This window comes from Novosphingobium kalidii (assembly GCF_040534015.1).
In the GTDB taxonomy this organism is placed as follows: domain Bacteria; phylum Pseudomonadota; class Alphaproteobacteria; order Sphingomonadales; family Sphingomonadaceae; genus Novosphingobium; species Novosphingobium kalidii.
The window spans coordinates 384,204-404,073 of sequence record NZ_JBEWLY010000013.1 but is presented as its reverse complement, the minus strand read 5'-3'; the positions used below and the strand labels follow the sequence as shown (position 1 = coordinate 404,073).

The following is a 19,870-nucleotide window of genomic DNA, read 5'->3' as shown; positions in this document are numbered from 1 at the left end:
TATCGCTGGCAACAATATCTAGACGCCTTTGAGGAGACCGTCTGCTCATGACTAAAGCTCAAGTTTTTCGTAGGATCGAACTGCGCATGCAGGCGGAGTGCCCTGACATGGTCAGGGACGCAGAAGAGCTCGCCGCGGACATTGGCAAACCCGAGCGTGATGGGCCTTCCGAAGTGTGGCGCCATATGTGGAACAAGCCACTCTTTGCTAACACCATGGTACAGATCGGCCTCAATTGGGTGGCTCAGCTCACACCCTTCGTTGAAGGGGATCTTTGGCGGCAGTGGGGCGACCCGACGCGCCCTTATCTGACGTTGAACGGGCCCGCCAATCGCAATGATTCGTTCGCCTACACCGACTATGCCCCGCCGCAACTTAGGGAGCTGCCGATCACGAAGAAGCGTCTCTTCGCAGTCCAAGGCGCAGCGCAGGCACTCGCTCGTTGGAGTGCTCAGTCGGCTGCGCCGCTAATCAGGTTTGTTCCTCTTGATCGCCATGACCTTGTCCCGACGATGATGCACGAGCTTGGTCGGGGTTGGGGACACATCACCACGATGCATTTTCTGACCGACGTTGGTTTGTCGGTTAAGCCTGACCGTTGGCTGGTCCGTACAATGGTCTGGGCGAACTTGGGTGGAAACGATCTGACCGACATTTTGGACACGAACCGAGCAGTGCCCAGCCTACCCCAAGCAATCGCCATTGATCTTGCCGTGAAAAAGCTCGTCATTGAAGTTGACGGCGTGCTGACCCCGCGGCGCCTGCGCTACTTCGACAAGATCCTCATGGAGGCGTCACGTCAGGGGATCGTCGAACATCCGCGGCCTGAAAGCGGTTCTCACTGCGGCGATCACCCGCTCGCCGCCTGAGCTACGACCAAATATGGCGGAGCCATACCGCAGACAGGCGGTATGGCATTTCGTCCCCATCTTCGCCGGCGCCGTGGCGCCACTACCGAACCGCTCGGCCTCGCCCCGGAAGAAGGCGCGCAACTGCGCTGCGCCTTCTCTCGCATTATCCACCGTCTCACGGACCAGCAGCTTCGCCTCGCGGGACCACAGCTTCTCCGCTTCGTACAGGAGCGAGGCGCGCTCCTCGGGATCGACGTCGCAGAGGACGACGAGCCAGCTACACCGTCGGGCTATCCCACTCTTCTGCGGGACTTGACCGACCCCAAGGTCACTGTCCTTCCGCCCGCCTCGCTCGACACACGCATTGCGCTGCTGGTCGACTTGTTGCAGCTGGAGCCGCAAGATACAGCGCTGCTCGCCCTGTTAGCGCGCATTGCGCTGTTCGACAGCTGGCGCTCGCTCTGCGAGGCGCTGCCCTTCCGCAGCCATCATGTGACCTCTGCCGTGGCTGCAATTCTGGGTGGGCTTTCGATTGTCAACGTTGAACGCCGCCTGGAGCCGGCCAGCCGATTGTTGCGGGCTGGCCTGATCGAGGAGGTCGGCGAGGGAGAATACGAGGCCGGCCGCCTACTCAGGCGCGTCGCGCGCCTACGTGAGATCGATTCGTCTAGTCTGCTCGCGCTTCTCGTGCCGGTTGCACCGCGCTCCACTCTGTCGTGGGAAGATTTCTCTCACCTCGGCGCTTTGAGGGATATGGCTCTGGAACTGGTGCGCGGAGCCGACAAACGCGGGCGCGCCGTGAGCCTGCTGCTCCACGGCGCGCCCGGCACGGGCAAAAGCGAGTTCGCGCGTGCACTGGCGGACCGCCTCGGCTGGGACGCTGTGTTTGCGGGCGAGAGTGACGAGGATGGTGACGAGCCAAGTCGGCACGAGCGGCTGGCCCATCTCAACATCTTGCGCGGCATGACCGCGCCGGGCGTCCGGCGACTGGTAGTTGTGGATGAGGCAGATGACCTCTTCCAGCTGGGCGCGAGCGGCTCCCGGGTCCGCGGGACGATGTCCAAGCTGTGGCTCAACCAGATGGTCGAAGATCCGCGCACCTCCATCCTTTGGATCACCAATGACCCGCGTGAGCTGGGGGAAACCATCGTACGTCGGATGACCTTGGCTATTCGGTTCGATCTGCCCAACCGTCCAGTTCGTGAGCAGATCGTGCGGCGGCAGGCTCTAGCGGCCGACTTGCCGCTGGACGACGTGAGCGTGCGCCGGCTGGCGAGCTTGCCCGCCGCTCCAGCCGTGCTGGCCAACGCTGTAACCGCTGGCGTTCTGAGCGGATGCGGCGTCGACGGCTTGGTGCGCGCCGGGGAGAGCATTCTCACCGCCTTGGGAAAGTCAGTCGTGCACGAGAACAGCAGCCTCACGCTTTATGATCCAAGCCTTTCACGAGCTGACGTGGACCTCGAGGACGTTGCCCAGAAGCTGGCAGGCGCTCCCGATCGGAGCTGGAGCCTACTTTTGGCCGGACCGTCTGGCACCGGCAAGTCGGCTTTCGCCCGCTTCCTTGCTTCCCGCGCTGGGCTGGAGGTGGCCGAAGTGCGCGGGTCTGATCTCCTCTCTCCCTACGTGGGAGAAACGGAGGCTAACATTGCTAGCGCGTTCCGCCGCTCTGGGGATAACGGCGCCATGTTACTGCTGGATGAGGCGGACAGCTTCCTGTTCGATCGGCAAGGCGCGCGCCGAAGCTGGGAGGTCGGCATGGTAAACGAGATGCTTCGTTGCATGGAGAGGCTGCGGACGCCCTTCATCGCCACCACTAATCTCGCGGATCGCCTGGACCCCGCTACGCAGCGCCACTTCACCCTTCGGGCAACATTTGAGCCGCTGCCACCCTCAACGGCGGCTCGCCTCTTTCAGCAGTACTTCGGAATTCCGCTCGGAAGCAGCACCACGCTTCCAGAGGGACTGACGCCAGGCGACTTTGTCGTTGTCGCTCGGCGCGCGCAGATGCTGGGCGAGCAGAGTTGCGAGCGCGCTGTGGCATGGCTGCGGCAAGAAGCTGAGGCGCGTGGCGAGAGCAAGAGGTGCATCGGTTTTCATTAGAGCTGGCAGGCAAGTCGCACACGACCGTTTTTGTCGCACACCCCTCTTAAACGTCAAGTCCAGCAGGAGGAGCAGACGTGACGGACAGGGATGACAATCTAATCGGGTGGATTGGAACGGGCATCATCTTTGCCTTGATGATGCAGGTAAAGCCGTTTCGATGGTGCGTGTATCTGGTCGTCGCGTGGCTAGGGCTGTTGGCTGTGCAAGACTGGTGGAGTGAGCATGAGATACCCGCCGGCTCGTCGTCAGTAGAATGGGCGATTGAGGCGCAAGAGTTGAACAGCGCCAGCCCCGATCGGCAGCCTGTTTTCACTGTGGAAGGGTGGTTCCGCAACCATGGCGATGAAGCCCTGGAAAGCGCGGTCCTCGCGGGCCGCCTCTACGAGTGTCCGCATCCGGAGAGTGATATTGAACTGTGCATCCCGGTTGCCGAAAGCAGCACGCCTTTGACCCTCGACCTCAAACCCGGATTTCTCACGCACTTTCTGGCCTATCCCGCCTTTCGCGGGGCAGGTGGTCCTAACCCGCGCATAGAGTGGGAAATTCAGGACGTAATCGCCGACAGCGACTGGTCAGTTGAGTAAAATTTCACTTCTTCAGCGCAGATGGCCTTAGCCCGTTTCTTTTAAGGAAAATCAATAAATGCCTTTGACCGACACTGATTGTGAACTGGCGCCGCTGTTCTACCCGCTGCTCGTTAATCTCGCCCAACGGGACAAAACGCTCACTTTCGGCGAGTTCCTCACATCAGCGCAAGCCGCTCATCCGAACAATGTCGTGCTCGGCCGCGCGGTCCCGCTGAACGTCGCTCGCCGGTTGGAGGTTGTGCGGCAGTTCACCCGCCCACGGGGCTATCCCGACATCAGCTGCTTGGTCGTAAACGCAAGGACTCGCGAGCCCGGCGAGGCTTGGGATGGCAACTACGAGTTGGAACGCGAGCGGATCAGGTCGTTCGCCTGGGAATCGATCGAAGAAGAGTTCTATCTTGAAGTTGAACGTCAGCAGAGGAACAGCCGACCGCTGGTCCGTCGAAACAGGGAAGACGCCAAACAGCTGATGAACGCCTACCACAAGGCCAACCGCCTGGTTTATGGGCCTGAAATCATTAAACGTCGCGATGCACTAATCGACCTTCTAATGAAGGGCGTGGATGTGGAAGACGTTTTCGAGATTGTGGCACACGACCTGCGCCGCGGAGACTAAAGCGCCCTAGGTACTCGTGCACAGCCTTAAATCGGGCAGGCAGTGCACGTCGTCGCATTGCCACCGTGAATGATCCTCTTTGTGGCTCTCCGCCGAGTAGCCAGGCGCCCTCCCCCCAACCACCATTTATGCAAAGCGGGGGATTTGGCGCCTACTAAGTGTTTGAAGACACTGGCTCGCGACAGCGCGGGAAGCACCACAGGCAGAGTTTGGGACGTGTGCCGACCTCCAGCTCGAGCCCCGCGGCAGATCCCGTACATTGCTAGTGCGCTGACATGAATTCCTTTGCCTCAGTGCAGGCCAAGGAGAGCATCCCCAGTGACCCCCGAACCCTACCACCATCCGGAACTACTGCCGCTCATTCCCGATGTGGTGTTGAAGAAGCACCAGGTAAGGGAGAAAGCCGATACTCGCTTCCGCGCCTGCGCACGCCTGCTCCAGGCGATCTGGCGGGAGGAGCAGGAACTTCCCATCGGCAGCTTCAAGCCGCCCCGGGCGGCGAAACGCCGCATTGGGTCATTGCTCGGCACTAAGGCCGCGGAGGAGGGGCGCAATTTCCTCCTACCTCAGGTGGCCCAGCTCGCCCGTCGCGAGGTCTTATATCAGGAACACGGCGCCCTGATTGATCGTGGCAGGCTCTTCGGCAACCTGCTCAGCAGCATGCCGCTGGCGTTTAACTTGTTCGCGCCGCTGCGCCTTAACGGGGGCCTTGCGACCAAGGTGCTGCGCAACCTCCTTCCCGAGCTCGACTGCCGCAACGTCACTAAGATCCTGTTCGAGCACTCGCCCGGCCGGCTTCATCATGCACTCACCGCCGACCGTACGGCCTTCGACGTGGCCATAGTTTACGAGCGGCACGACGGCAGGCACGGCTTCCTTGGCTTCGAGGTCAAATACTCAGAAAGCCTGCACGAGGGCCCTGCTCAAGGTTTGCGGCAGCCCTACGATGATCTCGCCGACGCCTCGGGGCTGTACAAGGATCACGCTAGCGCTCTACTCCGCCTGAACCCACTACAGCAGTTGTTCCGCGAGCATCTTCTGGCGCAGGCCGGGCTGATCCGAGGCGACTGGGCTGAGGCCAACTTTATCTTGGTAGCCCCTCGCCACAATCATCATGTTCAACGGGCTGCGGCTTTATACAGCGCCTACCTAACGGAGCCGGTCAAAGGTCAAGTTTGCTTCACCACGATCACCCTCGAGCATTTCATCGCTGCTATCAGCTCAGCGGGCCAACCTGAATACGCCTTTGCCCTTCACGACCGTTACACCGACTGGACCAAGGTCGATGCCGCTCTTGAGCAGGCGCTAGCGAGAAGTGCGCAGAGCTGGACACTGTCTACGATCCCTGCGGCGCGCCCCAACGCCCTGCTCGCACTGGAGCCTCGATGAGCCACCCCACCTTCATCAACAAAAGCTTGGTGGGCGCAGCTCATTGCAAACGGGTGCTGTCACGCGAGCCAAGACAGCTATCCGCCATCTGTCATCAAGCTGTTCACGCCCGACGCGCAGGCGAGATCGCTGCTGAGCGAGGCCGATCCGCGCGATCCAGATCTTGCCTTCGGCCTCTGCGATCTGGCCCTTGGCTTTCCGGAGCTTGGCTTATCAGCCTGATGAAACTTGCCGGCGTCAGAGGCCGGCTCGGATTGGCAATCAAAGTGGGTGGCGGCTCCCTCGCAACGCCGCCGCTGTCGGTTTATCCCGAGGCCGCTGGTGTCGCAGGGCAGATCGTCATTGAGTTGCCAGCCGCCCACAGGCTCGGCTTCGTGAACATGGGCATTCAGCGGAGGATCTGCGAGCACTGCGGCAGCGAGGACATTGCCAACGACGATCGAGCCGGCTGGAATGTAGAAACTCAGACTTGGCAGCTGACAGGCCTGTTCGACTACGCCCATTACCATGCCTGCGCCGGAGAGACAGCTCTGTTTCTAGAGAAGGTTCCACCAACCGTGGCGCGTGACGCACTCACGTGACGGCCCAGCTCGCCTTCGTCGTTGGTCAACGCGTCACCTTCTGGACGGGCAGAGGGTCGCAAGGTTGGGCGACGATCCGTGAGATTAGGGATGACCGCGCCTTCCTCGACCCGGACCCGGACGCCATCAAGGGCAGCGACTACCGCATCTTTCGTCAGCCTGCCAAGCGCCCCGATGCTTGGGGGCCGCGCGACTACGGCGTTCCTCTGGACCATCTAAACACCCCGCCCCGTATTTGGTGGAAGGACCTTTGATGATGCGGATGGGCCCCCCTGTCATCGTTGGTGAGGTTCTTAGTGGCTAGCGTTGCATATCGCCTTGCGTGCGCTTGCGTTTGCTAGGGTGAAAACGTCCCGCACCTTCGTGAATCCTTGTCCATGGACAGGAACAAGGGCTCGGCATGAAGGCAGATATCTACCAGCGTGTCACGCAGCAGATCATTGCAGCCATTGAAGGGGGTGCTGAACGCTACCAGATGCCCTGGCACTGCGGCACCGGGGTCGGTGCTCCCGCGAACGCCATCACCGGCCGGGCTTACCGCGGGATCAATACGCTGCTCCTTTGGGCAGAGGCCAGTCGCGTCGGCTATTCCTCCGGCCGCTGGGCGACCTACCGACAGTGGGCCGAAAATGGCGGTAAGATCCTCAAAGGGGAGCGCTCCACCGCCGTGATGTTGTGGAAGCCGTTGGCAGCGCGACCCCAAGCTGATGATGTTGAAGATGCGCAGCCCGGCCGCCTCCTTGTTCGCGCCTTCCATCTGTTCAATGCAGACCAGGTCGAGGGTTACCAGCGCGAGCCTGTGCCTGATTTGCCCGACGGCTCACGAATCGAGCGTGCCGAGACCTTCTTCCGATCGCAACCGGCGAGCATCTGGCAAGGCAGCGACGCCGCGTTCTACGATCCCGCAACGGATATGGTGTCGATGCCGCCTTTTTCGTCGTTTCGATCGCCGGAGGCGTTCTATTCCGTTCTGGCGCATGAGCTGACCCACTGGACTGGCGCCGAGCGCCATCTCAACCGTGACCTCTCCGGCCGCTTCGGCTCGGACGCTTATGCAATGGAGGAGCTGATTGCCGAGCTGGCCGCCGCATTCACCGTTGCCCATCTGGGGCTCGCGTGCGAGCCGCGGATCGACCATGCGCCCTATATGGCGTCGTGGCTCCGCGTGCTCGGCGGCGACCCACGCGCGATCGTTACCGCCGCCGGGCGAGCGCAAGCGGCGGCGGACTACCTCGTCGAGCTGGCTTGCGGAGCTGATGCTGGCAAGCGCCACCAAACACCTGTGTCCCTCCGCATGGAGCAGGTAGGGTGACAGCAGCACCGAAGCCCTTCCGGCTCTCGAAATCGAAGATTGCGGCTTATGAGCACTGCCCGCGGCGACTATGGCTTCAGGTGCATCGCCGCCACGAGGCCCGGTACGCTCCAGATACATTGGCGCGATTCAAAGTCGGGCATGAAGTCGGATCGCGCGCGACGTCTCTGCTCGCAGACGGGGCCATCGTCGAGGCGCGACCTGATATCGAAGCCGCACTCGACCGCACTGCAGAGTTGCTCAGGCAGAGACCCGCACGTCCGATCTTCGAAGCAACGTTTATGCATGATGATGTACTCGTTTGCGTTGACATCCTCGAACCGCACCCTGCTGGCGGATGGCGGGCGATAGAGGTCAAAGCCTCACTTCGCGTCAAATCGTATCAGCTTGCTGATATAGCCACCCAAGTCTGGGTCATGCGCGGTTGCGGCATCCAAATTGATCAGGCAGTTATACGACACCTCGCCCCTCCTTTCTCGTGGAATAGACCTGACATCGCTTCCGTGCGATTTGTGGATGCCGACGTAAGCCAGCGACTTGGGCGCCACCTTAGCACTCGACCGGCGGTCGCCGTTGCGGCGATGCGAGCGGTTGAAGGGGCCGAGATCGTGCGAAGCACCGGCAGCCACTGCGAACGTCCGTTCAGCTGCGAATTCCGCCGCTACTGCACGCAGGCTGAGTCGCATCCGCTGCTAGCGTTTCACGGTTCGTCGACGGGCAGGTGTTCTGACGAGGATTTACCCTCGGCCGATGGTTCGGATTAGCTGTTTGTGACGCCACTTCGAGGTTATCTGCCGTTCAGTGCCGTCCGATTTTGATCATTTGCGAAGCGCCTGACGCCTAGCTCTCGGCCTCACAGCTGATGGGCTGCGAAGGCACACAGAAAATTGACCTAGCGACCACCGCTGTGGGTCCGCTAACGTCCTATCAGGCGGCTGGGGATGCTTGGCGTCGTTGGTCGGCTCGGGATCGCCAAGCGGAGCGTCACACATTGAATTCGAGTCCGATAGAGGCCGCATGAATCTGACGGCCTATCATGCCAAGTATCTGGCGTACGACCTTACCAAGCAGGCTCCGCCGGGCGCTGCAGATCAGTTGTCGATGTCGCTTTTTGACGCGTCGGTCGATCTGAACCCGCATCAGATCGAAGCGGCGATGTTCGCGCTTCAATCGCCTCTATCCGAAGGGGCCATCCTTGCTGACGAGGTGGGGTTGGGCAAAACCATTGAAGCGGGTATCGTGCTTTGTCAGAAGTGGGCGGAACGCAAGCGACGACTGATTATTATCTGCCCCGCTTCGATCCGTCAGCAGTGGGCCAACGAGCTCTCCGAAAAGTTCAACCTTCCCGCGACCGTCATAGACGCGAAGAGCCATCGCAATCTACGGCGCGATGGCCATGCCTTGCCCCTTGAGCAGAAGGCCGTGGTAATCCTGTCGTATCACTACGCGGCCAAGCTGCAGGACGAGCTGCGGCATATTGCCTGGGATCTCGTGGTCATCGACGAGGCCCACAAACTTCGCAATGCTTACCGTCCCAGCAATCGCATTGGCCAAGCGCTGCGCTGGGGAACCGAAGGACGCAAGAAGCTGCTGCTCACAGCCACCCCGCTGCAGAACAGCTTGATGGAGCTCTACGGATTAACGTCGTTCATCGACGAAAACATCTTCGGCGACCCGAACGCCTTCCGCGCCAAATACGTGAACGTTAGCGGCGACATTTCGGGACTGCGCCAGCGGCTGGCGACCTTCTGCAAGCGCACCTTGCGCAAGCAGGTTCTCGAGTATGTCCGCTACACTCAGCGCCGCGCCGTTACGCAACCGTTCTGCCCCACCGACGCCGAGCAAGCTCTATATGACGCGATCTCCAAATTTCTGCAGCGCGAGGACAGCTATGCGATACCGGCGCGACAGCGCCATCTGACCGTCCTGATCCTCCGCAAGCTACTCGCGTCATCCTCTCACGCCATTGCGGGCACGCTCGCGACGCTACGTCAAAGACTGATCGATCTGCGCGACGGGGCTGAGTCGGAAAACGATTGGACCGACGAGATCATCACCGCCGAGGAAATCGAGGAGGACTTGCTGGACGAATGGGCGACCAACGAAGACGAAACTAGTGCATTGCCGGTGGTCATTGAGCCTGCCCGGCTGCGTTCGGAAATCGACGAACTTGCCGATCTCACCGCAATGGCGCGCGCTATAGGCACGGACACCAAGTCCAAGGCATTGCTGACGGCGCTCGACATCGGGTTTGCCGAGCAAGCGCGGATGGGCGCTGGTCGGAAGGCGCTGATATTCACAGAGTCCCGTCGAACTCAAGACTACCTGTACGCCTTCCTCGACTCCAATGGTTATGCGGGGCAGATCGTTACTTTCAGCGGCACGAACTCCGGGCCACGCACTGCCGAAATCTACGAGCAGTGGGTGGAGGAGAACGCCAGCAGCGGCCGGGCTACAGGTTCGCGGGCGATTGATTTGCGCAGCGCGTTGATCGACGAATTCCGCGACAATGCTTCGATCATGATCGCCACCGAGGCAGCAGCCGAGGGAGTCAACCTGCAGTTCTGTTCCCAGGTCATCAACTATGACCTGCCTTGGAACCCCCAGCGCATTGAACAGCGCATCGGGCGATGCCACCGATATGGGCAGACCCACGACGTAATCGTCATCAACTTCCTGAACGAGCGCAACGACGCTGATCGGCGCGTTCACGCACTGCTGACTGAAAAGTTCAATCTGTTCAACGGGGTGTTCGGCGCCTCGGATGACGTGCTTGGCTCGATCGAGTCTGGGGTGGATTTCGAGAAGCGGATACTGGCCATCTATCAGGATTGCCGAACGCCTGCCGAGATTATCGCTGCCTTCGATGCCCTTCAGGCCGAACTAGACGAGCAGATCAAGTCGCGCATGGACGACACGCGCAAAGCCCTACTGGAGCATTTCGACGAGGATGTTCACGCGCGGCTGCGGCTGCGGCTGGAAAACGCTCGCCAGCAGCTTGACCGAGTGGGGCGCACATTTTGGGATCTAACCCGCCTCGTACTGCAGGACCGCGCCCGATTCGATGGAGAGGCACTGACGTTCGACCTGATCGAACCACCCACCCCGGCAATCCACAAGGGACGCTACCACCTGATTTCCCGCAATGCCGCCGGGCAGCGGCCGGCTGGGGACCATGGCTATTTCCTCTATCGCCTGTCACACCCGCTGGGTGAGCGCGTCATTGAGCAGGCCAAAGCAAGCGAGACGCCCGTCGCTGAATTGCAGTTTGACATTTCAGCGCACCCCGGACGGGTTGCGATCGTCGAGGCACTGAAGGGGCGCTGCGGCTGGCTGACCCTTAGGCGATTGAGCGTAGCCGCCTTCGAGACTGAGGAATACCTCCTGTTCTCGGCAATCGATGATGCCGGGCGATCGATTGACCAAGAAGCCTGCACCAAGCTGTTCGGGGTTGCAGCCACTGTCCTCGATACCGTTGATCTTCCCGCGGGTATGGCCACCCGGCTCGACGCCGAAGCCGACCAGCACATCCGCGCCACGCTTAATCGCTCGCTGGAAGCCAACAACCGACACTTCGCCATCGCACGTGAACGGCTGGAACAATGGGCAGAGGACAAGATCTTTGCCGCCGAAAAGGCGCTGAAGGATACAAAGGAGCAGATCAAAACGCTCCGACGCGAAGCCCGCCAGGCCGCCACGCTGGAGGAAGAACACGGCTTCCAGACTCGCATTCAGGAGCTGGAGCGGCGCCAACGCAAGCAGCGGCAGGACATCTTCACGCAGGAAGACGAGATTGCTGACAAGCGTGATGAACTGATCGCCGGACTGCAGAAGCGCCTGCAGCGCGGGCAATCGAGCGAATCCTTGTTCACGATCCGCTGGTCCGTCGTGTAGAGGCCCAGCGCCACAGCATGAGTACCGAGGGAAATTCACACAAATGAGTAGCTTCGACGCGCTGGTCACCAAGCTTCGTGAGATTTTCCAGATTGACCGGCCCGAGCTGGATTTCGGCGTCTATCGCATCCTCAACGCGCGCGCCGGCGAGATCGATGGCTATCTGACCACCCGGCTCAAGGAGCAGGTGGCCGAGGCGTTTACCGCAAGCGCCGCAGCCAACACCGACGCGCTGGCGAAGGAGCTGACCGAGAAGATCGCTCAGTATCAGGCCGACGGCGTCAATCCGGACACCGTGCCTGCCGTTCAGAAGCTCCGTGAGGCCATCGCTGCCGCCACTACCGGTGCATCAGAGCATGAGAATCAGGTCTTTTCCCATCTGCTGACCTTCTTCTCGCGCTACTACGACAAGGGCGATTTCATCAGCCAGCGCCGGTACAAGGGCGATACTTATGCCATCCCCTATTCCGGGGAAGAGGTCGTGCTGCACTGGGCCAACAAGGACCAGTACTACACCAAGTCTGGCGAGGCATTCAGCAATTACGGCTTCAAGCTGCAAGACGGGCGGTCTGTGCAATTCCGGCTGGTCGCGGCCGACACCGCGAAGGACAACCGCAAGGACAATGACAAGGAGCGCCGGTTCGTCCTGGCCGAATCCCGCACCGTCACCCGGATTGACGAGGATGGCGAGGAATACGACGAAACCATCGTCCCCGTCAGCGAGGAAGACGGCAGGCTGGTGATCCGCTTCGATTACAAGGCAATGCCGAAGGGCACGAAACAGGATGCGCTGGTCAGCCAGGCGGTTGCTGCCGTGCTGGGGGACGAGACAGTCAAGGCAAAGTGGCTGGGCCTGACCGAGCGTGCGCCGACGGACAGCAACCCGCAGCGCACCATAATGGAAAAGTGTCTCACCAACTACACCCAGAAGAACACCGCCGACTATTTCATTCACAAGAACCTAGGCGGGTTCCTGCGACGGGAGCTGGACTTCTACATCAAGAACGAGATCATGAACCTTGACGACGTCCAGAACGCCGCAGCGTTCGGCGCGATCGAGAAGAACCTGCGCATGATCCAGTGCCTGCGCACCATCGCGCTGCACCTAATCGCCTTCCTCGCTCAGATAGAGGACTTCCAGAAGAAGCTCTGGCTTAAGAAGAAGTTCGTCGTGTCGGCGCATTATTGCGTCACGCTCGACCGGGTGCCGGAGGCGCTTTACCCGGCGATTGCCGCCAATCCGGCACAGTGGGAACAGTGGCACGATCTGGGGATGCGGGAGAGTGCCGCGCCGGGCGGAGTCGATGATCTGAAAGCCTCACTCTATCTTATGGTGGATACGGCCCTGTTCGATGCCTCTTTCCGCGCCGACCTGCTCAAGGCCCTACCCGATTTGGATGCCAGCACCGATGGCTTGCTGATCAATGGTGACAATTTCCAAGCATTGACGCTGATTGGCGAACGGTACCGCGACCGAGTTCAGTCTGTCTACATCGACCCGCCATACAACACTGACGCCTCTGCGATTATTTATAAGAACGGATATAAATACTCTTCCTGGAATTGCCTGATTGACCAAAGCGTGCAGGCCGCCGTGATAGTCAGTCATCCAACTGCGATAATTTGTGGATCTATTGATGACACCGAAGTGTCACATTTCCGAAGCATTTTGCATGATCATTTCACAAAGCAAATTGGAATTGCGGTTGTGAAATCAAATCCACAGAGCAGGAAGGCTAGCGGTAAATTCTCGCCCGTTCACGAGTATTGCATGTTCTTTGGGCGATCTGACACCGCATTTCCTTCTGCCATTGGATATGACGAAAAGAAGGCACAAAGGTATCCACTCACAGATGATCGCGGGCGTTACGCCTGGATGAATTTTATTCGAGCAGGAAATGCAGAACTTCGGACAGATCGCCCCAAACTCCACTACCCAATCTGGGTCTATGAAGATGGCCGAATCCACGTTCCTGCGATGGAGTGGAATGAAAGCGCTCAGGCCTACGATATTCTGGAGCCAATACCCCCAGAAGTTAAGGTCGTCCATCCAATTAAAAACGACAATGGAAATACCATAGAGAAGCGGTGGCAAAGAGGCATCGAAAGGGTTCGGTCGGAATATTCTGAATATCGCTCAAGAATAGATAATTCAGGAACGCTGAATATCGACTTCAAAACCCGATTAGATGCGGATGCGGCACCCACTACCTGGTGGGATAAGGGAGAATACGCATCGGCCAATTTCGGAGCTCCTGAAATGGATGCGATTGTCCCTGGCAGTGGGTTTGACTACCCCAAAACCGTCGCATTCGTTCGAGATGCACTCCGCGCTGCGGGTGCCGTTAACAAGCAGGCTCTTTGTCTGGACTTCTTCGCAGGTTCCGGAACGACAGGGCATGCAGTGATTTCTGCTAATCGGCTGGATGGAGGCAGTCGAAAGTACATACTCATCGAACAGGGTGCTTATTTTTCGACGGCCTTAAAGCCTCGGATGCAGAAGGCCGTCTTCTCTGCGGACTGGGCATCGGGACGTGCTCAGAGTGCAGGCACCGGCATCAGCCACGCCTTCAAGGTCCTCAGAATCGAAAGCTACGAAGACACGCTCAATAACCTGAATCTGCAGCGCAACGAACGGCAGGGCGCTCTGCTTGACGGCATAACCGACCAGGCGCGCATGAACTATCTGATGCACTATATGCTCAATGTGGAAGCGCGCGAGTCACTGCTGTCAGTGGAGGACTTCCGCAAGCCGTTCGACTATACGCTAAACATCACTGTGGACAGCGCGGGCGCCTACGAACCGCGCAAGGTCGATTTGGTCGAGACCTTCAACTATCTGATCGGCCTCACCGTTCGGCACATCGACATCCAGCACAAGCCGGGCTTCGTGACGGTCGAGGGAACATTGCCGACTGGCGAGAAAACGCTGATCCTGTGGCGCGATTGCGAAGTGCTCGATTACGAAGGCCTGACCCGCTTGTGCGACAAGCTGGCGGTAAACCCGGCGGACAGTGAATACGAGATTGTCTATATCAACGGGGACCACAACATCCCATCGGCGCTGACCACCAGCGAGGCTGAAGGGGAGGTCACTAAGGTCTTGAAGCTACGCCAGATTGAGCCGGCTTTTCTGGAGGCCATGTTCTCTAATGCAGAGGGGGCCTGATATGGACCAGATCCCGGTTCGACCGGCCAATGCCGACGACAGATCTAATGCCGTTATTTTGTCGTTCGGAGCGAAATGGGCTGATCCGATCAAGCGTGGCGCGACAACTTGGGTTATCAGAAAGCGTGTGCCATTGGTGACGAAGCCCGAATTCGTCTATTTCCACGTGAATGCCCCTGTGAGTGCGATAATCGCTCGGGGCAGAGTCGGCACCATTGAGAGGGTTTCTGCCAATTTTGCCGCGGAGCACCACCAATATCTTGAAATGACTAAGAGCGACATCCTGTCCTATGTAGGCGATTCTCCCACAATTGGCCTCCTTAAATTCGAGAGTGTTGAAATTGCTCCGAAGGTCGCAACGATGTCCGAGCTGATCAAGATGCTCGAATACTTCGCGCCACAGAGCTTCTCTTTCGTTTCGAGGAAGGCACTGCCGATTATCGATAAGGCGTGTGGTTTCTGATGACTCGCGCTCCCCGCGCCGCGCGTGCCCGGCGCACGTTCCATCAGGAGCTGGTGCTCAACCGCTGGATGCTAAGCCATTTCAAGGGCGGATCGCTTTCCGCACTTAAGGAACGGCTCGGCGAAGGCCGGCACGAAGGCATCGACGACGACGGCCAGACCCGTTTCTTCCACGAGCTGACTCGCAACCTGTTCGACATGGACCGGATCAGCGAAGCCGAGCTGCGCCGCTATGACCTGAACATCGTTCGTCACTGGCAGGCCATCACCCACCGTCGGAACGCTGCCGATGGCGTCATCCTGACGCTCAAGTACTTCCAGTACCTGTCACTGCTGTTCTCGGAAATCTACCTCGACTGGTATTTCAATCGGCCCCAGCAGCTGCTCGATGGCCTGAACGAACAGCTGGCGGCATATCGGCTGGAACCGGGCGCCGAGAATTTCCGCGACTACACGGCGGACGATCTCAACAAGCTGGCCTTCTGGAACGCGACCGGCAGCGGCAAGACGCTGCTGCTCCACGTCAACATCCACCAGTACCTGCACTATTTCCAGGACGGCAGGTCTAACGTCTGGCCCGACCGGATCATCCTGCTGACCCCGAACGAAGGCCTGTCCCGCCAGCATCTGGAGGAATTCCGCCTGTCGGGCATCAATGCCCACCCGTTCGACAAGAACCAGTCCGACAGCCTCTACAAGGGCTGGATCGACGTGATCGAAGTGACCAAGCTAGCCGAAGAAATGGGCGACAAGACCGTCGCCACCGGCGCGTTCGAGGGCAACAATCTTGTCTTGGTAGACGAAGGGCATCGCGGTGCCGGTACGGCTGGCGGCGTGTGGATGGCCCGGCGCGCGGCGCTAGTGCGCGGCGGCTTCGCTTTCGAATACAGCGCCACTTTCAGCCAGTCCGTCGCCAAGGGCGCGATCGTCGAAAAGGCCGAGCAGGACATCTTGAAGGCGAAGGCCAAGCGCCAGTTCGAAACGACCTATGCGCGCCTGGAAGCGAGCCAACAGGCCCAGATCGCGCTGACATCTGCCGAACACCGCCGCGCCCGGATCGAAGGGGTGCGTGAAGCTTACGCCAAGGCTGTGCTGATCGATTACAGCTACAAGTACTTCTACGCCGATGGCTACGGCAAGGAGTCGCTAATCCTAAACCTGGACGATGCCGGATACGACAAGCACGGCGCGCTTTATTTCACCGCCTGCCTGCTCAGCTTCTACCAGCAGCTGTGGCTGTGGGACACGCACCGCGACCGCATTGCCGAGTTCAACATCGAGAAGCCCCTATGGGTATTCGTCGGCAACACTGTGTCCGGTGAAGACGGCGACGTCCTGGCCGTGCTTAAGTTCCTGGCCTCGTTCCTTAACGACGACGCGCAGGCCATCGGATGGATCGCGGACCTGATCGCGGACAGGGCGCGCCTGCTCGATCCTAAAAGTAACGACGTATTCGCAGGCCGCTTCGCCCCACTCATGCAGCGCGATGCAGAGACGATCTACGCTGACATCCTGCGCCGGCTGTTCAACGCGGAAGCGCGCCAGCGGCTTAAGCTGGTCAACCTCAAGGGCAGCAAGGGCGAGCTGGCCCTGCGGGTCGGCAACGCGCCGCACTTCGGCGTCATTAACATTGGTGACGATGCCGGGTTCTTCAAAACTGCCGAGGATATCGAAGCATTCGACACGGAGACCGATGACTTCGGGGGCGGGCTGTTCGGCACGATCAACCTCGAAGGCAGCAAGCTCAACGTCCTGATTGGGTCGCGCAAGTTCACCGAAGGCTGGTCGAGCTGGCGCGTTTCAACCATGGGCCTGCTAAATATGGGGCAAGGCGAAGGCTCCCAGATCATACAGTTGTTCGGGCGCGGCGTGCGCCTGAAGGGCAAGGGCATGTCGCTCAAGCGTTCCCTCCCCCACGAACGGCCCAAGGGCGTTCATCTGGAACGGCTGGAAACGCTCAACATCTTCGGAGTCCGCGCCAACTACATGGCCGCCTTCAAGGATTACCTGAAGGAAGAGGGCATCACGCCCAGCGACGAAATCATCGCACTGGATTTCCCGACGAAGCCCAACCTGCCCGCCGGCAAGCACCTCAAAACGCTCAAGCTTAAGGACGGCTACAAGGACAACCAGATCAAAGGCTTCAAACGCACGCACTTCCCTTGGCTCTATGAAGTGCCCGCCGATTTCGTCGGCAAGATCAAGACGCCGCACGCGACGCTCGACCTCTACCCTAGGATAGAGGCGCTGAGCACGAAAGATAAAAGCACCCTCAAGGTTACCGCCGATGCACGCCACAAGGGCAAGCTCGATCGAGCAGCGATGGCCATGTTCGATTGGGACGCGGTGTTCCTCGCGTTGCAAGAATACAAGCTGCTGAAGGCCTGGAGCAATATGCGGCTGGACCGACAGCGGCTGATCGACTTCTGCACCGAAGCCGACGCCTGGTACACGCTGTTCATTCCCCAGGCCGAGCTCGCAATCAATGGCTTCGCCGACGTTATCAAGCAGCAGGACATTCTTGCTCAGCTACTGACCGAGTATACTGATCGCTTCTACCAGGCACTCAAGTCGGGGTATGAAGGACAGTTCTACGACGTCGCCTACATCACCGATGATCACGGTTCGATGCTCAAGCTCTATCAGTTCGAGATCGATGGCACGGACGACGGCCGTGAATACGAGACCAAGCTGAAAGTTCTCCGAGATCTGGTTGCCGCTGGCGAGATCGGCGAAGCGAGCCAGTGGAACGCGCCACACATGGTTGCAATCAGCTTTGCTCGGCATCTCTACTATCCGCTTATGGCGCCCGACGTAACCGGCGACCTGCCTCTGAAGATGCGCCCGCTCGCCTTCGACTCGCCGAGCGAAGTCAAGTTCGTTCGAGACCTCCAAGAATTCTACAATTCCCCCGCCGCCCGGGCCCAGCTCGCTGGGCGAAGCCTGTATCTGCTGCGAAATGCAGACACCAAAGCGAAGGGCCTGGGATTCGCCCGGGCAGGCAACTTCTACCCAGACTTTCTGCTTTGGCTGGTGGACGACGAAACTGATCGGCAGTGGCTGAGCTTTGTGGACCCCAAAGGCATTCGCAACCTAGACCTGAGTGACCCGAAGCTCTCACTCTATTCAGAAGTAAAGGAGCGCGAGAAAGATTTGGGCGACCCTGCACTAACGTTGAGCGCGTTTATCTTATCGTACACGCCCTTTTCTGACCTGCTAAATATCGGAAATTCGGGAACAAAGAGCGAATTGGAAGAGCGCAACGTGCTCTTCATGGAAGACGGCAAGGATGTATACCTTCAAAAGCTCATCGAGCGAATCACAGCATGATTTACGTGAATGGTGGAGTTGCTGACGCGCGGGCGTCTACGTCAACGGGGGCGCAGATTTGGCAAGCACCATTGCGCCATTTGAAGCCGCTCGCCCAGTGCTCACCGCGAATGGCACGCAAAGCCTTGTGCGCCAATGCTCACTCGACGCGTTGGGACTGCATCTAATGCAGCCACCAGCTCAGGTGTTTGCTGAGGTGGCATGCACTCTGGGTCTTCTGAGGAGGATGCGATTACCGCCGCGGCAGTTCCTTCGTCACTCGCCTCCAAATCCCCAGATCCTACTACAGCGCTAGTCCCGCCAGCGCTTCTTCGGCGTCGTCTCGCACCAAGTGTCCATAGTGCCGTTCGATCATGGCCACACTGGTCCCGGCAAGCTGCGCCACCGTCAGAGCTGGCAGCCCAGCACGAATGAGGTCAGTTATGACGCAATGGCGTAAGGTGTACGCAGTCACCTGGACGGGCAGCTTTGCTGCCTCCACAGCCTTTTTGATTGGATGCTTCCAAGCGTCCTTGTTCCATGCCCGCTCGTGATCCCGTGTGAACATTGGCGATGAAAGCGCCTTGCCATCTATTTGCTCTGCCAGGAAGCGGGCGAGATTTTGCGGCAATGCCACCTGGCGTGGGCGCCCATTCTTGTCCTTACCGATGGTTAGCGTCCGGGTGCGCTGGTCAAAGTCTCCGGCGGACAGGTTTGCCAGCGCTCCTGGGCGAAGCGGCAGTAGACACAGTGCGCGCACAAACGGCTCGGCTTCTGGCTCTGTATTTTGCAACAGCCGTTTGCGCTCTTCACGGTCAAGATACACGTCACGCCGCTTATCGGCGCCTTTCAGAGGCTTGAGGGCCTCCTGCCATGCACCATCCGTATTGGGGGCTCCCGGTGAAAGGACCCGGCCGAGCGCAGCTCGCAAAGGTACCATATCGCGGTTGACGGTTGAACCGGATCGAAGCTTCGTGCGCTTCTCCCCCGATTTGCTCCGGCTGATCAAAGCCGGCGTTTCCTCAAGACGTTTCCGCCACTCTCGCAGATGACGGCGGCGCAGCTTGTCCAGTCGCACCCTAGCGAGTGGGTCTGCATACACGTGCCGCCGAAATACTCCTTCCGCTATTTTGCCAGGCTTTTGCTTGAGGTACGCTCTGCATGCGTCAGCAACTGTTTCAACCTTTTCGGCTGGAACTCCGCCACCCTCGACCTGATCAGCCCATGCCTCAGCATCCTTTTTGGCGGCGGTGAATACGTCGTTGCCAGTCAGTGCGCCATAATCCCCCAGCGCCTTGCGAGCATACTTAAGGGCGTCAACATCATAAGCCCGAGCAAACCAAGTGCCCCTGCCGCCGCGCTTAGAAGGCCGATAGCCGACGAAGCATCCGGCGCGCAGCCGCTGCCAGTGAGGCTCATCTCCGGGTTTAGGCTTCAGCCGCTCACGCTCGCCGATCTTGCTGAGGTCCGCCATCCTACACCACGAAGCTTCTCCATGAAACATCCATGAAATACACTGACGAACACCTACGAGCAATAGCGGCGGTTTCGTCGGCTTTGTACGTCCGCTGAAGTGCGCAGAAGTGCACTTTCCCAC

At 59.4% G+C, this 19,870-nt stretch carries 13 protein-coding genes and 1 pseudogene; 13 read left to right on the top strand and 1 reads right to left on the bottom strand.

Features of this window, described 5'->3' with window-relative positions; genetic code table 11:
• Positions 1–47 precede the first annotated feature (47 nt).
• The 13 genes and pseudogenes from ABVV53_RS08690 to ABVV53_RS08630 all read left to right on the top strand — a co-directional run bounded on the left by ABVV53_RS08690 (position 48) and on the right by ABVV53_RS08630 (position 18,294).
• Positions 48–869 (top strand): hypothetical protein, encoded by an 822-nt coding sequence (locus tag ABVV53_RS08690; protein WP_353983987.1) that lies wholly within the window; start codon positions 48–50, stop codon positions 867–869.
• A 42-nt stretch (positions 870–911) separates the two neighbouring features.
• On the top strand, positions 912–2,951 hold the full coding sequence (locus tag ABVV53_RS08685) for an AAA family ATPase (protein WP_353983986.1): 2,040 nt from the start codon (positions 912–914) through the stop codon (positions 2,949–2,951).
• Positions 2,952–3,028: 77 nt separating this feature from the next.
• The gene (locus ABVV53_RS08680; RefSeq protein ID WP_353983985.1) at positions 3,029–3,538 is read left to right on the top strand and encodes a hypothetical protein; all 510 of its coding nucleotides are present in this window, start codon (positions 3,029–3,031) and stop codon (positions 3,536–3,538) included.
• 58 nt (positions 3,539–3,596) lie between these two features.
• Positions 3,597–4,157: a hypothetical protein gene (locus ABVV53_RS08675; RefSeq protein ID WP_353983984.1), complete on the top strand. Its 561-nt coding sequence runs from the start codon at positions 3,597–3,599 to the stop codon at positions 4,155–4,157.
• Positions 4,158–4,475: 318 nt separating this feature from the next.
• Positions 4,476–5,546 carry a PGN_0703 family putative restriction endonuclease gene (locus ABVV53_RS08670; RefSeq protein ID WP_353983983.1) on the top strand — a complete coding sequence of 357 codons (1,071 nt, stop codon included), beginning with the start codon at positions 4,476–4,478 and terminating at the stop codon, positions 5,544–5,546.
• Positions 5,547–5,585: 39 nt separating this feature from the next.
• Positions 5,586–5,768, top strand: a pseudogene (locus tag ABVV53_RS08665) (DUF2958 domain-containing protein); the annotation flags it as partial.
• 32 nt (positions 5,769–5,800) lie between these two features.
• On the top strand, positions 5,801–6,127 hold the full coding sequence (locus tag ABVV53_RS08660; RefSeq protein ID WP_353983982.1) for a hypothetical protein: 327 nt from the start codon (positions 5,801–5,803) through the stop codon (positions 6,125–6,127).
• A complete protein-coding gene (locus tag ABVV53_RS08655; protein ID WP_353983981.1) occupies positions 6,124–6,381 on the top strand; it encodes a hypothetical protein in 258 nt (85 codons plus the stop codon). Before ABVV53_RS08660 ends, ABVV53_RS08655 begins: the two co-directional genes overlap by 4 nt.
• A gap of 146 nt (positions 6,382–6,527) precedes the next feature.
• On the top strand, positions 6,528–7,439 hold the full coding sequence (locus ABVV53_RS08650) for an ArdC family protein (protein WP_353983980.1): 912 nt from the start codon (positions 6,528–6,530) through the stop codon (positions 7,437–7,439).
• 1,017 nt (positions 7,440–8,456) lie between these two features.
• Positions 8,457–11,333, top strand: coding sequence for an SNF2-related protein (locus ABVV53_RS08645; RefSeq protein WP_353983979.1), 2,877 nt, complete (start codon positions 8,457–8,459; stop codon positions 11,331–11,333).
• 43 nt (positions 11,334–11,376) lie between these two features.
• Positions 11,377–14,502, top strand: coding sequence for a DNA methyltransferase (locus ABVV53_RS08640; protein ID WP_353983978.1), 3,126 nt, complete (start codon positions 11,377–11,379; stop codon positions 14,500–14,502).
• A gap of 1 nt (position 14,503) precedes the next feature.
• Complete coding sequence (locus ABVV53_RS08635; protein WP_353983977.1) at positions 14,504–14,965, top strand: hypothetical protein; 462 nt, start codon at positions 14,504–14,506, stop codon at positions 14,963–14,965.
• On the top strand, positions 14,965–18,294 hold the full coding sequence (locus ABVV53_RS08630; RefSeq protein WP_353983976.1) for a DEAD/DEAH box helicase family protein: 3,330 nt from the start codon (positions 14,965–14,967) through the stop codon (positions 18,292–18,294). The genes ABVV53_RS08635 and ABVV53_RS08630 overlap by 1 nt, the downstream gene beginning before the upstream one ends.
• Positions 18,295–18,577: 283 nt before the next feature.
• Here the strand turns inward: ABVV53_RS08630 and ABVV53_RS08625 are convergent, their stop codons facing one another.
• A complete protein-coding gene (locus ABVV53_RS08625) occupies positions 18,578–19,747 on the bottom strand; it encodes a tyrosine-type recombinase/integrase (protein WP_353983975.1) in 1,170 nt (389 codons plus the stop codon).
• Positions 19,748–19,870 lie beyond the last annotated feature (123 nt).

What these genes read in the sequence shown, in the direction of transcription:
- ABVV53_RS08690 (WP_353983987.1), top strand. Translation starts at nt 48, where the DNA reads ATGACTAAAGCTCAAGTTTTTCGTAGGATCGAACTGCGCATGCAGGCG.
- ABVV53_RS08685 (WP_353983986.1), top strand. Translation starts at nt 912, where the DNA reads ATGGCATTTCGTCCCCATCTTCGCCGGCGCCGTGGCGCCACTACCGAA.
- ABVV53_RS08675 (WP_353983984.1), top strand. Translation starts at nt 3,597, where the DNA reads ATGCCTTTGACCGACACTGATTGTGAACTGGCGCCGCTGTTCTACCCG.
- ABVV53_RS08650 (WP_353983980.1), top strand. Translation starts at nt 6,528, where the DNA reads ATGAAGGCAGATATCTACCAGCGTGTCACGCAGCAGATCATTGCAGCC.
- ABVV53_RS08645 (WP_353983979.1), top strand. Translation starts at nt 8,457, where the DNA reads ATGAATCTGACGGCCTATCATGCCAAGTATCTGGCGTACGACCTTACC.
- ABVV53_RS08640 (WP_353983978.1), top strand. Translation starts at nt 11,377, where the DNA reads ATGAGTAGCTTCGACGCGCTGGTCACCAAGCTTCGTGAGATTTTCCAG.
- ABVV53_RS08635 (WP_353983977.1), top strand. Translation starts at nt 14,504, where the DNA reads ATGGACCAGATCCCGGTTCGACCGGCCAATGCCGACGACAGATCTAAT.
- ABVV53_RS08630 (WP_353983976.1), top strand. Translation starts at nt 14,965, where the DNA reads ATGACTCGCGCTCCCCGCGCCGCGCGTGCCCGGCGCACGTTCCATCAG.
- ABVV53_RS08625 (WP_353983975.1), bottom strand. Translation starts at nt 19,747, where the DNA reads ATGGCGGACCTCAGCAAGATCGGCGAGCGTGAGCGGCTGAAGCCTAAA.